The sequence below is a fragment of the Limnospira sp. genome (assembly GCF_051859755.1).
In the GTDB taxonomy this organism is placed as follows: Bacteria; Cyanobacteriota; Cyanobacteriia; order Cyanobacteriales; family Microcoleaceae; genus Limnospira; species Limnospira fusiformis.
The window spans coordinates 1-13,131 of record NZ_JBIMLI010000142.1 but is presented as its reverse complement, the minus strand read 5'-3'; the positions used below and the strand labels follow the sequence as shown (position 1 = coordinate 13,131).

The window sequence follows — 13,131 nt, the reverse complement described above, 5'->3', positions numbered from 1 at the left end:
TAATGGATGTAGCCGAGGCACACTAACAGACCGAGGGCTTGACCTCTTTTACACTCGCTTTTTCTCTATGCAGCCTTGAAGGTTTCTGTTTTACACTACAATTTAATATGATGACTCTGCCTCTTTCTTCATCATTAGATTGAGGCTTTGTTTTTTATTGGCATCAAAAAAGTGTCGGCTTAATACAAGCCGACTTGATATTAAATCGTCACAGGAGACTCAACATAAATATTCGGTTCTTGCATATTGTACTTAATGCCATACCGCTTGAGTCTTTCCGTCAAACTTTGATTAGTTGATGCTAGTAAACTCTTACGCAGTGAAATGGCATTTTCACTAGAACCTAAAATAAAGAATGTCACCCTAGCGCGAAGATTACCCGTTTCTCCATAATTAAATAGGGAAATCTGGGTGCTTCCGGGGTCTATACCAAAAACTGAATCGGTACATTCTTTAATGGCTTGTTCTACTAAAGCCTGTTCGCGATCGTCAAGTTGAGTGATAAAATCCAGATATAGTAAAACCATCACTTTTTTACCACGACTGATATTTTCGATCGCCAGCCTCATTAAATTAGAGTTGGGAATAATTGCCAAAGTTCCCTTAGCTGCAATCCGAATTTTAGTAGACCGTAACCCAATAGATTCTACTCTCCCATAAATACCCTCAAGATCATCACCACGTTTTGGTAGTCGGATATATTCTCCACGGACAAACGGACGATCTAAACGTAAAACTATTGTGCCTAAAATCTGTTCTAAGGTGCTTTGGGCGGCAAATGCTACCGCTAAACCACTTACTGAAGCCCCTGCTACTAATGCACCTAGGGGCAGTTGTTGACTTTGGGCAAATGCGATCGCTGCTGTAAATCCAATTAAAACATTGGCAATGGTTTCAAATACCAAAAAAGTCTCGTCAACTTCCATGCCATATTTTCGGATAATCGGAATACCATAAATCCGCACCAATTGCCTAAATAACCGGGAGGCTAACCAGGCTATACTAGCAATTAGGGCTAGACTAACAAAGGGGCGAATAAAACGATATAAAGCCCGATTTTCTTCTAACCAAATCATTGACATAGAAATCAGAGTAAAAATGCCAACCATCCTAAAAGGTTGTTGGATAGGTCGCACAAAGTTCTCGGAAATTTCTTTTCCATTGATAGGTATAGCCCGCCTAATAATATATTGTATGAGGCTAGGGGTGTATTTTCCTATTAAGCAAGATATCAATACAAAGATTATGAAAATCAGAGGCTTAGGAATAGAATATTCCTGAATAATCTCAAAAATTGCGGCATCAGGATCAATGGGGTTCCACATGATGGTATTTAGCGTTTTAACTGTAATTAGACTGTGATGGGTGAATCAACGTAAATATTTTGATCTTCGATATCAAAGGCGATTCCGTATTGCTGTAAATTCATGCTAATGTCTTGACTGGCTAGATCGAGCATCTGACGGCGCAGTTCTAAGTTATTACGATTAGCACCTAATATAAAGAAGGTTACTTGGGCTTGAGTTTTGTTTTCTCCGGTGATTGGCTGTAAATTCTTAAAGCTAACATCAGTGCCTCTAGGGTCAATACCAAAGGTGTTTTTAGTGCTTTCTAAAATCACTTGACGGATGAGAGCTTGTTCCTCAGAGTCAATGGCAGAATGAAAGGTTAATCCTAGGATGGATATAATTTTTCTGGCTCCGGTATAGTTTTCTATACTGAGTTGAGTTAGGGAACTATTAGGGACTATAACTATGGTTCCTTTTCCTGATGTGCGAATTTTGGTCGATCGCAATCCCAAAGATTCTACCCGCCCGAAAGTCCCATCAGGTAAACCGATATAATCATCAACGACAAACGGGCGATCCAGATACAGAACAATTCCCCCTAGAATTTGGCTGAGGGTATTTTGAGCTGCAAAAGCGACAGCCAAACCACCTACCCCTAAACTAGCAATTAATCCGACAATATTAATTTGGTGAGTCTGAGCAAATACAACAATTGCGACTAGAATAATTACGCAGTTGGCTAGAATTTTGCCTACCAATAAAAACTCACTGTTAATATTGCGACCTTGTTTTGAGGCTACGTCAATAATATATAAGTCAAAAAATCTCTTAAATATTTGAGAAGCCAACCAACTGAGCAGAATAGTTAGGGATAAACTGATGATAACTTCTAGGAAACCCAGATAAATTATGAAGGGAGAATTAAGCCATAAAATTTCAATGATTACCAACAATACAGCCACAGCGGCAGGGATTTTATAAGATGATAAAATCTTGGAATAACTAGATATGCGTTCTTCAGGAATAAACTTAGCGATCGCCATTCGCCATAGTTTCGGTAGTAGCCATAAACCCATCAAAGCGGAGATTAACCCCAACAGTACCAATACCAATTTCAGTAGAGGATTAAACCCCAAAACGATCGCATCTGATGTTGTTTCAACCATAAACCATTCAACTCTCAACCATAACCAGGACTCGTTGAGAAGATATCAAGGCATCCATTAGTGGTGAATGTGTGTATCAGACATCGCCATCACCCGTTAACCCGTTAACCCGCAATCCTTTACCAGAACCAGACTCAACCAGAGTACCTGATCTAATTATAAAGGGCGATCGCACCTAGCGCCATCCATCTCCAGGCATAAATTCTTCTCAGCACCATCTGCCCAAGCTACAATATGCTAAGATCAAGAATTGTGTAAATTTAACCAACCGTAAAATTCTCAACTATGGCTCTGACACAACAAGATAAGCAAAAAATCATGGCCGAGCATCAAGCTCACGAAACAGACACCGGATCTTCCGATCTACAGGTAGCCATGCTCACCGAAAGAATTAACCGACTCAGCCAACACCTCAAAGCCAATAAGCATGATCACGCTTCCCGTCGTGGCCTTCTCCAGATTATCGGACGCAGAAAAAGATTATTAGCCTATATTAATAAACAGGATCAGCAACGCTATCGCGAACTGATCACCCGTTTGGGAATCCGGGGCTAAATCCGATAGCAGATTTACCCAATCGTACCAAATTCCTGTCAACCCACCCACAGCACTCACAATCTACCATGTCCTCCGATCGCCCCCGCCAACCACTTCCCTTTGAACCGAAAAAAACCCGCAAAAAGCAGGCTGAAAGTAGCAAACCAGCCGCCTCAGACCAGGGAAAATCGGATAAATCGGCTTCGCCCAAGGTAGCTAAAACCCCAAAAACTAGCCGCACATCGGACACCTCTGCGCCGCGCCGTCAACCTAGACGGGAAGATATGACTATTCCGGAAGTAGTCAGTCAGCGGATGGTGTCCCGGATGGTGGTTTTATCCGGTATTCCTCTGTTAATGGCTATATCTACCTTTGTGGGCAGTTATTTTATTGTCACCAATGAGATATTCCCCCTACCCAACACAGCAGTCTTGCTGGTGAGTCTGGGGTGCTTTGGCTTGAGTGTGGTGGGTCTTAGCTACGGAGTTCTCTCGGCTTCCTGGGACGAAAACCTAAGTGGGAGTTTCCTCGGCTGGCAGGAATTTAAGATCAACCTAGGGCGGGCGATAGAGGCTTGGAAAGAAAGTCGCCAGCCAAGTTCACCCAAAAATTAAAAAAGCCTACAGGAATTCCCTTACCCGAAAAGGTAGGGGATGAAAAGAATTTAAAGCGTAAACAACAGCAACTATCCCGAAAGCAGAAAGGGTCTAATAGCCTTAATAAAGCCGGAACCAAGAAAGTCGCTAGAGTTTACGGTAAAATCACTAACTGTCGTGAGGATTTTATACACAAGCGATCGCGTAGGATAGTAGGCGAAAACCAAGTCATTGTGACGGAGAATCTAAATGTCAAAGACATGATGAAAAACCACTGTCTGGCTGACCTTGAAAAAGTGGGATGGGGAATGTTTATGACTATGCTTAAATACGCGGAAAATGATGGTTAAAGTTTATCAAGAAGTTGATAGGTTTTTCCTTCAGATAAAACTTGTGATGTGGGCTTAAATCAGGTGGGTAGTTTACGGCTTGACATCAGGGAATAGACTTGTGAAAATTGCCAAACCAAACAGGATAGAGATATTCACTGAGCGATTTCTCTCAGAGATGAGGGGCTACGAGTTTTTACCTGTGGGACGCGGGGCAAAGCTGATCGTCAGACTGTTGGTGATTAGAGGGGGATTCACTGGTAATAACCAGATATTTCGGGAAATATTTTTCTAAGTATGGTAGTCTATTGAGTAGAGAGTTAAGCAATAGCCAAAGATGGTTTGCTGAAGCATCAAGTAGCTGACTATAGCTATATTGTAGTGAGCAGTTGAATAGACCACCAGAATGGACTCAACAATAGCGCTTTTAACCTAACTGTTAAAGGCTCTTAGAGTGACACATCATCTGGCGTGATTACTTCACTTCAGATGGTGCCCTACTCAGAAACTTCCGGCTCTGGCCAGATTTTTCGGGGTTAAATGTATCTGTAAGTCATAGTAGTAGAGGACCAAAGACATCTACTACTGTGCTGGTCTCTGGGTAAGAATCCGGCGCTGTATGCTTGCGTAGCGCGTAGGGACAGTTGACATTAGGTCTGTACCCTTTATTAGCCACTCAAAAATGGTGGCTGCGACAATTTTGTGAGGTTTACATGATTATTGTAATGAAAGTTGGCTCTCCAGAAGCCGAAATCGAACGTCTTAGTGATGAACTCCGCAGCGGTTGGGGTTTAACACCAGAAAAAATCGTCGGAAAACATAAAGTTGTAATTGGGCTAGTAGGAGAAACAGCAGGTCTTGATCCCCTACAACTCCAGGAAATTAGCCCATTTATTGAACAGGTGTTACGAGTCGAAAAACCCTACAAACGTGCTAGTCGGGAATTTCGTCACGGCGAGTCCAGTGATGTAGCTGTTACCACTCCCAGTGGAATAGTTCACTTTGGCGAAAATCGTCCCCTAGTGGTGGTGGCGGGTCCCTGTTCGGTAGAAAATGAACAAATGATCGTGGAGACGGCGCTGCGGGTGAAAGCTGCTGGGGCGAAGTTCTTACGCGGTGGCGCATTTAAACCTCGCACGTCTCCATACGCTTTCCAAGGTCATGGAGAAAGCGCTCTGAACCTTTTAGCTGCTGCGCGTGAAGCGTCAGGACTGGGAGTGATTACGGAGTTAATGGACGCAGACGACTTAGAAAAGTTGTCTGAGGTGGCGGATGTGATCCAAATTGGCGCTCGTAATATGCAGAATTTCTCGCTGCTGAAAAAAGTAGGGGCTCAGGATAAACCAGTATTGCTGAAGCGGGGTATGTCTGCGACTATTGAAGAATGGCTAATGGCCGCAGAATATATCTTAGCGGCGGGTAACCCGAATGTGATTCTGTGTGAACGGGGAATCCGCACTTTCGATCGCCAATATACCCGCAATACCCTTGATTTGTCGGTAATTCCGGTATTGCGATCGCTCACTCACTTACCAATTATGATTGACCCGAGCCACGGCACGGGATTTGCGGAGCACGTTCCATCTATGGCTAGAGCGGCGATCGCCGCCGGGACAGACTCCCTGATGATCGAAGTTCACCCCAACCCAGCCAAAGCCATGTCAGATGGTCCCCAATCCCTGACTCCGGCAGATTTTGATCAACTAATGCAAGACCTATCGGTTATTGGTAAATCGGTTAATCGCTGGTCGGAGAAGTCAGTTGCAGTCCCCGCCTAGTCTAATAAAGGTTTAACCACCATATAAGTCTCAAATGCACGGGTTAAGGCTCGTGCATTATTTATTAGTCTGTATGGGAGGAATCACTATTTTTAATCAGCATATCCACCTGATGGGTGACATTTTTAAGTAGCTGGTACAGCAGAGGCAAATTTTCCGATGAGAGATTAGCGGAATTACAATGTCCTTGCAAGTCATTAAGTTTCCTTTGCAATTGTTGAGCCAGACGCAAAGCATCCAAACTCAATTTTGATAGTTGTTGCTGTTGATAAAACTTTAAAGCCGCTCCTCGTAATACCTGTAAATTAGCTTCCTCGCCATAATTCCCAGGAACCAATCGCAGCCGCAACAGCAGATGAGTATTATAATAAATCCGCTCAATTTCTATCTGTTTGGGTTGGGAAATTGGTAGCATAGGCAGTTTCACCAACCGCTTTAACTCATTAATCACCCATTGAAACTGCGATGGTTCTAAATTATCAATAACAGACTTGAGAATACCATTTTGGCTCCATAAAATCCGTCCTTTGGATTCTTGCCTCTCAAAATACAGTCGGCCAATACCCTCCAACAACACCCTAGCTAGTAACTCTTCCAATAACTTGGGTGGTGGTAACTTGGCCAGTCGCTCTATGGGACTACTGAGGTATTCGGGACGAAGATCCAGCTTAGGTAACATTTCATTAATCTTTGAGGCTGGAGGTTGTTTAGCCTTTGGTAGTCTTGGGGAATCTGGCGGGGATGTTTCCCCGGAGGCTAATGGTTCATCGGGAGGGGTAGGAGAGTTATCTAAAGGAGTTTTTTCGGTGGTGGGTTTTTCGCTATGGTACAAATAAGCAGTCAGAATGGAGCGATGGCTCTCAGCCGAAATCGGCTGACTGACAACAGAGCAATTTAGATATGCTAATATCTGGTGGGCATAATTTATGGCTAATTCATCATCAGGATCGACCATACCTAAGTAAAGGGTATTATCCTTGAGAGATATGGGCAAAATCCGATGATGAAGACAGACTTCAAAAGGCAAAATACTATCAACTAATGGAAAAATCTGTCCAGCATCTAAATATTCCATTTCGCCTGTTTCCGAATTTGTTAACATGAGCCAACTTGACAATAGTAACTATCTTTGGTTTCCTGAAAATTTAACTTAAACCGGCAATTATTAATGATTCTAGTTTGTGGATTTACTGTGTCACGGTTTTTACTGTCAGGTACAAAACTTGACGGGATTTGATATTTATTAGCACACCCATACCCCAATCATAGCACGCTTGGCGATCGCCATTTTCTTGTTTAAACCCCTAGGTAAGTTATTGAGAGTTATGTTCAGAACATTTCTGTCACCGGCCCTCAGTCCCATGATATTACTATCATTATTATCAATACTACTGCCTTATAGTAGTATGGCTGCCACTACTACCCCAGGAGTAGATGTGGCAAAAACGGGAATTTCCCCAAAATTTGCCACGGCCTATCATGTCAGCGATTGGCTACAATATTCTCCTAGTCAACTAGAATTAGTTATTCGCTTAGGAGAACGTCGGGTTTATGTCATGAACAACGCGCGTGTTGTCACTAGCTATCCCATAGCCATTGGTAGAAACGGATGGGAAACCCCCATCGGCCACTATCAGGTTATTCAAATGATCGAAGACCCAACCTGGGAACATCCTCTAAATGGAGATATTATCCCCCCAGGTCGAGATAACCCCCTTGGTAGTCACTGGATTGGATTTTGGACTGATGGCACTAACTACATAGGTTTTCATGGCACCCCCAATGAAGAAACGGTCGGACAAGCCGTTTCCCATGGTTGCGTTCGTATGTTTAACCGGGATGTGTTAGCACTATTTAACAAAGTGCAACTGGGAACTCCCGTCATTGTTGAACCCTAGATTGAGATGAGGATTGGTCATCTATGGAAAAAAATCCCAGGAGACTCTAATATGTCTCCTGTTTTCGCGCTCAGTAGAAAATCGACACCTAATGCGACTAAAATAGACAAATTGCCCGAAATCCTCGAATGCTAACTCAGAAAACCCCTAAACCCCTCCGTTGGCAGCGCAGCAAATACTCACCCCTCACCCGACAGATTGATGTTTTTTCTGCCGCTGGGACGTTTCTGTTCTATTTGTGGTGGGATCGGCTTTGGGGAAATAATGCCTCTGCCACTAAACAAAAGCGGGCAAAATGGTTAATTCAAACCATGCTTGACCTGGGGCCAACATTTATTAAAATTGGACAAGCGCTTTCCACCCGTGCTGATATTCTGCCCTTAGAATATGTGGCGGAGTTAGAAAAACTCCAGGATAAAGTACCTCCTTTTAGTGCCGATCGCGCTGTAGCTATTATTGAGTCAGAATTGGGTAACTCTTTATTTAGCCTTTATCGTGAGTTTAATGAGCGTCCCCTAGCCGCCGCCAGTCTCGGACAAGTTCATCGGGCTAAATTGCATACAGGAGAACAGGTCATAGTTAAGGTTCAACGCCCAGGACTTAAAGAACTTTTTGATCTGGATATGCAAGCCGTCCGTCGTGTGATGCGCTTCTGTCAACGTTCCTTTGCTTGGGCAAGACTCTATGATCTCGATGCTATATATAATGAATTTTTCATGATTTTATATCAGGAAATTGATTATATTAAAGAAGGTAAAAACGCCGATAGATTTCGAGATAATTTTGATAACTATTCGGGAATTATTGTTCCTAAAGTTTACTGGGAATATACCACCCATAAAGTTTTAACTTTGGAATATTTGCCGGGGATTAAGGTTGATGACCGGAAAACTCTACAAGCCTGCGGTGTTGACATTAAACGAGTTAATCAATTAGGGATTTGTTGCTATCTTAAACAGATTTTACAGGATGGCTTTTTTCAAGCAGACCCCCACCCCGGAAATATTGCTGTTAGTTCTAATGGTAGTCTGATTTTCTACGATTTCGGGATGATGGCTGAAATCAAGGCTTTGGCTAAGGATCAGATGATCCGCAGCTTTTTTGCAGTGATGCGAAAAGATGTGGATGTGGTGATTGATACTCTGATTGATATTGGTTTAGTTGAACCGATGTCTGATATGACTCCGGTGCGGCGCTTGATCAGGTTTTTGTTAGATGAATTTACGGAAAAACCTATTGATTTTCAAGCATTTAATGTGATTAAAGATGAGCTTTATATAATGTTTGAACAGCAGCCTTTTCGCCTACCTGCTGAGATGACATTTTTACTGAAATCTTTAACTACTTTAGACGGAGTAGCCCGCGCCCTAGACCCGGAATATAATTTGGTAGACTGCGCTCAACCTTTTATTAAAAGTGTTACTGTTTCTAAGCAGGAACGGGGTAGTTTAGTGGGAGAGTTGACTAAACAGGCGCGAGATTTTATCAATTTTAAATTCAACCAACCTAGCCGCGCTGAGTTATTTATTAGTCGCCTAGAACAACGCATTGAGGAAGGGGAAATTAAGTTTAGGGTTCGTTCGATTGAAAGCGATCGCGCTTTGAAACGGGTTAATTTTGCCCTCAAAACTTTGATTCATGGTTGTTGGTCAGGATTTACTCTGATTTCGGGAATACTATTAATAATTGCTGGTAAAAATGGCTGGGCTGTTTTTTTCCTAGTCATCGCTGGGGTGGGGGTGGTAATATTTTTGCGATCGCTTCTCAACCTCTCCATTCGTGAACGCCTAGACCGCATGGCGGAACAGTAACAGCCTAGCCTCCTCAGTCATCCCTGTTAGAGATTCCTTATTCTTAATTAATGATCCAGACTAGAGAGATTTATTGACGTTGTAGTAAAATGGCGGTTTGCCAATAATAGGCTTCTTGGCGAATTTCAATGACTTGAAAAAACGGTTGTACCATCTTACAGAAATAATCGAGGTCATAAAAAACGAGCGATCGCGTATCTCGACCCAAAGTAAACATAGCAAAATCCGACTTACTATATTCATCATATTTTTGTAAACATTCAGCCCTTTTATCTGGCGGCCAAACATTATTATTAGATAACCACTTTTCCTTAAAGTCTTTAATTAGATTCATCAGATGCTGTTCTTGGATAGTAATATAAGCCATACCACCAGGACTAATAATCCGACGAAGTTCTAATAACCAAGCCTCAGCCAAATCGTCAATATGGGTAAAAACTGAACCCGCATAAATCAAATCAAAATATCGATCCTCAAAGGGTAAATGAGGATTAGTGGTACAGGTCAAAAAGTGAAAAGGAGGCCTCATATATTGCTTACACCAGTTAATGCAGTCAGCATTAATATCAGCCCCCCAAATTTCGCAGGTATTAGCTTGATCGCTTAAAAATCTCATCATTCTTCCAGACGCACAACCAAAGTCTAATATCCGGCTTCCTGGGTTTAAAGAAAACTTAGCTTTTTCTAGGGATTCTAACAGTAGGCGAATTTGAATTTTACCAGATTCAAGATAGTAGTCCTCCCCCCTGTCTGCAAATACTAGCATCAGGGGACGTGGAGGGACAGGAAACTGCCAGGTTTTGGTTTTATAGTCTTGTTGTGGGGGGGTAGGTTTAGGCATCATGTAGGATACTGAATCCCCTGATTTTGGGTAATATTTGAGCCAATCAATAGGTTCAAGATTATGGGAAATTTGAGGCGCTTTTGATTCCAGATCATCGGATTTTTTTTGCAGTTCTTGTAGTTTATTCTGTGCGGTTGTAAAATCTGGCTTTAGTTCCAAAACTTTTTGAAAATAAGCGATCGCTTCATCAACCCTTTTAACTTTCTGTAAACACTTAGCCAATTTATAGTAAGTTTGAGGGGAATTGGGGTTCAGTTTGATGGCGCTTTGGTAAACCGGAATCGCCTGGTCAAATCGCTTGAGATAGACTAAGGTATCAGCTAAATTACTATGAGTCCAGAAAAAATTAGGGTTAATTTCAGCAGCTTTTTGATAAACGGGAACCGCATCCGACCAGCGTTTAAGGTGTCTGAGTGCATCTCCCAAATGATTATAAGCCCAACAAAAGTTAGGGTCAATTTCTATAGCCTTTTGATAAACGGTAACCGCCTCCGACCATCTTTCAAGTTGAATTAAAGCCTCACCCCAATTATTATAAGTCCAGAAAAAAGTCGAGTTAATCTGAGATGCTTTTTGATAAACAGAAGCAGCATCTTCCCATTGTTCTTGTTGACTGAGAGCTTGTCCTAGGTTATTATAAGCCCAGAAAAAGTTAGGGTCTAGTTGAATAGCCTGCTGACAGACTGGAACAGCATCTTCCCAGCGTTCAAGTTTAATAAAAATCCCACCCAAACTATTATAAGACCAGGAATCTTCGGGATTAAGTTTAATAGCTTGTTGATAAGCACCGATCGCCTCTTCTAATCTACCAGCTTTCACCAGAAGATTACCCCATTTTTGGTAAGCATCAGCCCAACTGGGGACCAAGACAGTAACTTGACGATAACAGGTGATCGCCTCTTCAAGTTTATTTTCCGCCACACAAGTATTCGCCTGCTGATATAGTTGCTTAACAGCAGCTTGAATTTTTTGGCTAAAAGTTGGTTCAGCATTAGGTTGAGGGGTATCTTGAGACATGAAAACCTCCATAAATGCTCTTCAAGGTCAATTCTATCAGCCTTCTGGACTTCTGGGTGAGATTTCCCCAGGGACAGATCAGAACAATTGTATTGTGATCATATTTCCGTGATAGTCTGTCAAAGTCCGCAAGCCTCCACACTTAAAAATAAATGTTCCAGCAGCCATAGAGTTCTATCCCACTCTCGACCAGCCATCACACTCAAGGCGGGTAGATGACCTTCGGGGGCTTTCAGAGAAAATGATAACTGATCATAGTCTTTGACATATATATCATCTGATGGGTGGCGATCGCACCATCCCACCCGTTGAGCAAATTCAGATGTGTTTTGGTTAACCTGTTCCCAAATCCGCCTTTGAACCCCAAAGCCAAAGCGACCGCGACTAGCCTGTTCCCAAACTTGATTAATTTCCCTTAACTCTCGACAGGGAAAAGTAGCTATTTGTGCGGTACTAAAACACCCAGCCTGACTACCGACAATTTCCAGCATTAACCGAGAAGTTTCAGCATCAGCCTCCCGCCATTTTCCGGCTTTCATGAGATCCTGTAACTTTTGATAAGGATTCAGTTTAGGGGTAACTTTGGGGGGAGGTGGGGGAGTGGCAGCGTGGGTATATTTTTGGGTGATCGGTGGAACAATGCGCTGATAGTTCTGGGTAGGTATAGGTTGATACTGATAGGGATAGGGCTGTTTAAGAATTTGTAGCACTTCTTGAGCCGACTGATAGCGATCGCGAACAAAATCCCGGGTTAAGCGGTCCAAAACCTCTGCTAACTGTCGGGGGACAGAAACATTAGCTGGTAAACGTTCTCGCCATACCCAACGCCCTTCCATAGCATCATAGAGGTCATCTCTACCATCTTCTGAGGGTAAACACCCAGTCAGCAAACGCAAACAAGTCACCCCTAAACTATACAAATCACTAGCGGGGTAGACCTGACCTCGTAACTGTTCCATAGGTATATATCCAGGTGTCCCGACAGTAGTTCCCTGTCCCACCGTGGTAGTTCCCGTCACCTGTTTAGAGACACCAAAATCAATCAGGATTAACTGATTATCGCGGCTACGGCGCATGATATTTTCTGGTTTGATGTCACGGTGAATTATATTGCGGTTGTGGATAATCTGGAGGATCTCAAGCAATTCAGACAAAATTTGATAAATCTGATCAGGATTAAAATGTCCCTTTTGCTGTAACTCCTGCAACAGATTCTGTCCATCAATATATTCTTGCACCAAATAAAGTCGCCTATCCTGTTCAAAATAGGCAATCAACCCCGGAATTTGGGGATGTTCCCCTAACTCATATAACCGCTGGGCTTCTTGTTTAAATAATTCTGTGGCTTTTTGTCGCGCTGCTGTTCCCTGAACTTGGGGCATAAATTGCTTAATCACACAGGGATCATTCATCCGATCAACATCTTTGGCTTCATAGGTGCGACTGAACCCCCCGTATCCCAATTGTCGAATTACGCGATAGCGGTTTCGGAACAATGGCAGCAAAATCGGCGCCCCACAGCTTTGACAAAATCGATAACCCTCATTATTAAATGGGTTAGGGCAACTTGGGTTGCAACAGTACAGCATCTCCAGGGTTGAACGAGTTTGCTCTATTGTCTCATGTTTCTCGATCTACCCTGGTGGCTGATGAAGCTCACCCCACCTGCCTTGGGCAGGTGGGGGTGTCGGTGCTAACCTCGAACTGTGCTAGTCCACAGGTCACACAAACAAGCCCAGCTTCTAGGCGAACCTCGAGAACTTTGGATCGAGGGTTCCTCACTGTCCTTACTGATACATTTACGCGACATTTTTCCGGTTGTTCCCGGACAATGCAACGATAGCACTATTACCCGTTAAGGTAACA

The 13,131-nt window shown here is 42.9% G+C and carries 11 protein-coding genes and 1 pseudogene; 6 read left to right on the top strand and 6 right to left on the bottom strand.

The genetic code is table 11. The annotated features are described in order from the left end of the window. Positions 1-200: 200 nt before the first annotated feature. Together ACTIE0_RS19690 and ACTIE0_RS19685 are read right to left on the bottom strand one after the other, a co-directional pair. Positions 201-1,325, bottom strand: coding sequence for a mechanosensitive ion channel family protein (locus tag ACTIE0_RS19690; RefSeq protein ID WP_006626138.1), 1,125 nt, complete (start codon positions 1,323-1,325; stop codon positions 201-203). Positions 1,326-1,351: 26 nt separating this feature from the next. After that, entirely contained in the window at positions 1,352-2,455 is a 1,104-nt protein-coding gene (locus ACTIE0_RS19685; protein WP_006669265.1) for a mechanosensitive ion channel family protein, read from the bottom strand. A gap of 285 nt (positions 2,456-2,740) precedes the next feature. On the opposite strand from ACTIE0_RS19685, the gene rpsO reads away from it, so the two are divergent. The 4 genes from rpsO (at position 2,741) to aroF (ending at position 5,695) form a co-directional block, all read left to right on the top strand. Next, a complete protein-coding gene (rpsO, locus tag ACTIE0_RS19680) occupies positions 2,741-3,010 on the top strand; it encodes a 30S ribosomal protein S15 (RefSeq protein ID WP_006617943.1) in 270 nt (89 codons plus the stop codon). Positions 3,011-3,078: 68 nt separating this feature from the next. Next, positions 3,079-3,606, top strand: a complete 528-nt coding sequence (locus tag ACTIE0_RS19675; RefSeq protein ID WP_006669266.1) for a PAM68 family protein — start codon at positions 3,079-3,081, stop codon at positions 3,604-3,606. Then, positions 3,567-3,938: a transposase gene (locus tag ACTIE0_RS19670; RefSeq protein WP_006626142.1), complete on the top strand. Its 372-nt coding sequence runs from the start codon at positions 3,567-3,569 to the stop codon at positions 3,936-3,938. The genes ACTIE0_RS19675 and ACTIE0_RS19670 overlap by 40 nt, the downstream gene beginning before the upstream one ends. 692 nt (positions 3,939-4,630) lie before the next feature. Next, entirely contained in the window at positions 4,631-5,695 is a 1,065-nt protein-coding gene (gene aroF, locus ACTIE0_RS19665; RefSeq protein WP_006669267.1) for a 3-deoxy-7-phosphoheptulonate synthase, read from the top strand. A gap of 64 nt (positions 5,696-5,759) precedes the next feature. Here aroF and ACTIE0_RS19660 read toward each other — a convergent pair whose 3' ends face one another. Continuing rightward, positions 5,760-6,797 carry a GspE/PulE/PilB domain-containing protein gene (locus tag ACTIE0_RS19660; RefSeq protein WP_006669268.1) on the bottom strand — a complete coding sequence of 346 codons (1,038 nt, stop codon included), beginning with the start codon at positions 6,795-6,797 and terminating at the stop codon, positions 5,760-5,762. Between the two features lie 304 nt (positions 6,798-7,101). On the opposite strand from ACTIE0_RS19660, the gene ACTIE0_RS19655 reads away from it, so the two are divergent. Next, entirely contained in the window at positions 7,102-7,593 is a 492-nt protein-coding gene (locus ACTIE0_RS19655) for a L,D-transpeptidase (protein WP_008050238.1), read from the top strand. A 128-nt stretch (positions 7,594-7,721) separates the two neighbouring features. Further along, positions 7,722-9,404 carry an ABC1 kinase family protein gene (locus ACTIE0_RS19650; RefSeq protein WP_006626146.1) on the top strand — a complete coding sequence of 561 codons (1,683 nt, stop codon included), beginning with the start codon at positions 7,722-7,724 and terminating at the stop codon, positions 9,402-9,404. Between the two features lie 70 nt (positions 9,405-9,474). Here the strand turns inward: ACTIE0_RS19650 and ACTIE0_RS19645 are convergent, their stop codons facing one another. From ACTIE0_RS19645 to ACTIE0_RS19635, 3 genes and pseudogenes are all read right to left on the bottom strand, one after another. Next, positions 9,475-11,265: a class I SAM-dependent methyltransferase gene (locus tag ACTIE0_RS19645; RefSeq protein ID WP_006669272.1), complete on the bottom strand. Its 1,791-nt coding sequence runs from the start codon at positions 11,263-11,265 to the stop codon at positions 9,475-9,477. A gap of 119 nt (positions 11,266-11,384) precedes the next feature. Further along, complete coding sequence (locus tag ACTIE0_RS19640) at positions 11,385-12,854, bottom strand: serine/threonine-protein kinase (protein ID WP_006626148.1); 1,470 nt, start codon at positions 12,852-12,854, stop codon at positions 11,385-11,387. Between the two features lie 210 nt (positions 12,855-13,064). Beyond that, positions 13,065-13,131, bottom strand: a pseudogene (locus ACTIE0_RS19635) (zinc ribbon domain-containing protein); the annotation flags it as partial.

What these genes read in the sequence shown, in the direction of transcription:
- ACTIE0_RS19690 (WP_006626138.1), bottom strand. Translation starts at nt 1,325, where the DNA reads ATGTGGAACCCCATTGATCCTGATGCCGCAATTTTTGAGATTATTCAG.
- ACTIE0_RS19685 (WP_006669265.1), bottom strand. Translation starts at nt 2,455, where the DNA reads ATGGTTGAAACAACATCAGATGCGATCGTTTTGGGGTTTAATCCTCTA.
- rpsO (WP_006617943.1), top strand. Translation starts at nt 2,741, where the DNA reads ATGGCTCTGACACAACAAGATAAGCAAAAAATCATGGCCGAGCATCAA.
- ACTIE0_RS19675 (WP_006669266.1), top strand. Translation starts at nt 3,079, where the DNA reads ATGTCCTCCGATCGCCCCCGCCAACCACTTCCCTTTGAACCGAAAAAA.
- aroF (WP_006669267.1), top strand. Translation starts at nt 4,631, where the DNA reads ATGATTATTGTAATGAAAGTTGGCTCTCCAGAAGCCGAAATCGAACGT.
- ACTIE0_RS19660 (WP_006669268.1), bottom strand. Translation starts at nt 6,797, where the DNA reads ATGTTAACAAATTCGGAAACAGGCGAAATGGAATATTTAGATGCTGGA.
- ACTIE0_RS19655 (WP_008050238.1), top strand. Translation starts at nt 7,102, where the DNA reads ATGGCTGCCACTACTACCCCAGGAGTAGATGTGGCAAAAACGGGAATT.
- ACTIE0_RS19650 (WP_006626146.1), top strand. Translation starts at nt 7,722, where the DNA reads ATGCTAACTCAGAAAACCCCTAAACCCCTCCGTTGGCAGCGCAGCAAA.
- ACTIE0_RS19645 (WP_006669272.1), bottom strand. Translation starts at nt 11,265, where the DNA reads ATGTCTCAAGATACCCCTCAACCTAATGCTGAACCAACTTTTAGCCAA.
- ACTIE0_RS19640 (WP_006626148.1), bottom strand. Translation starts at nt 12,854, where the DNA reads ATGCTGTACTGTTGCAACCCAAGTTGCCCTAACCCATTTAATAATGAG.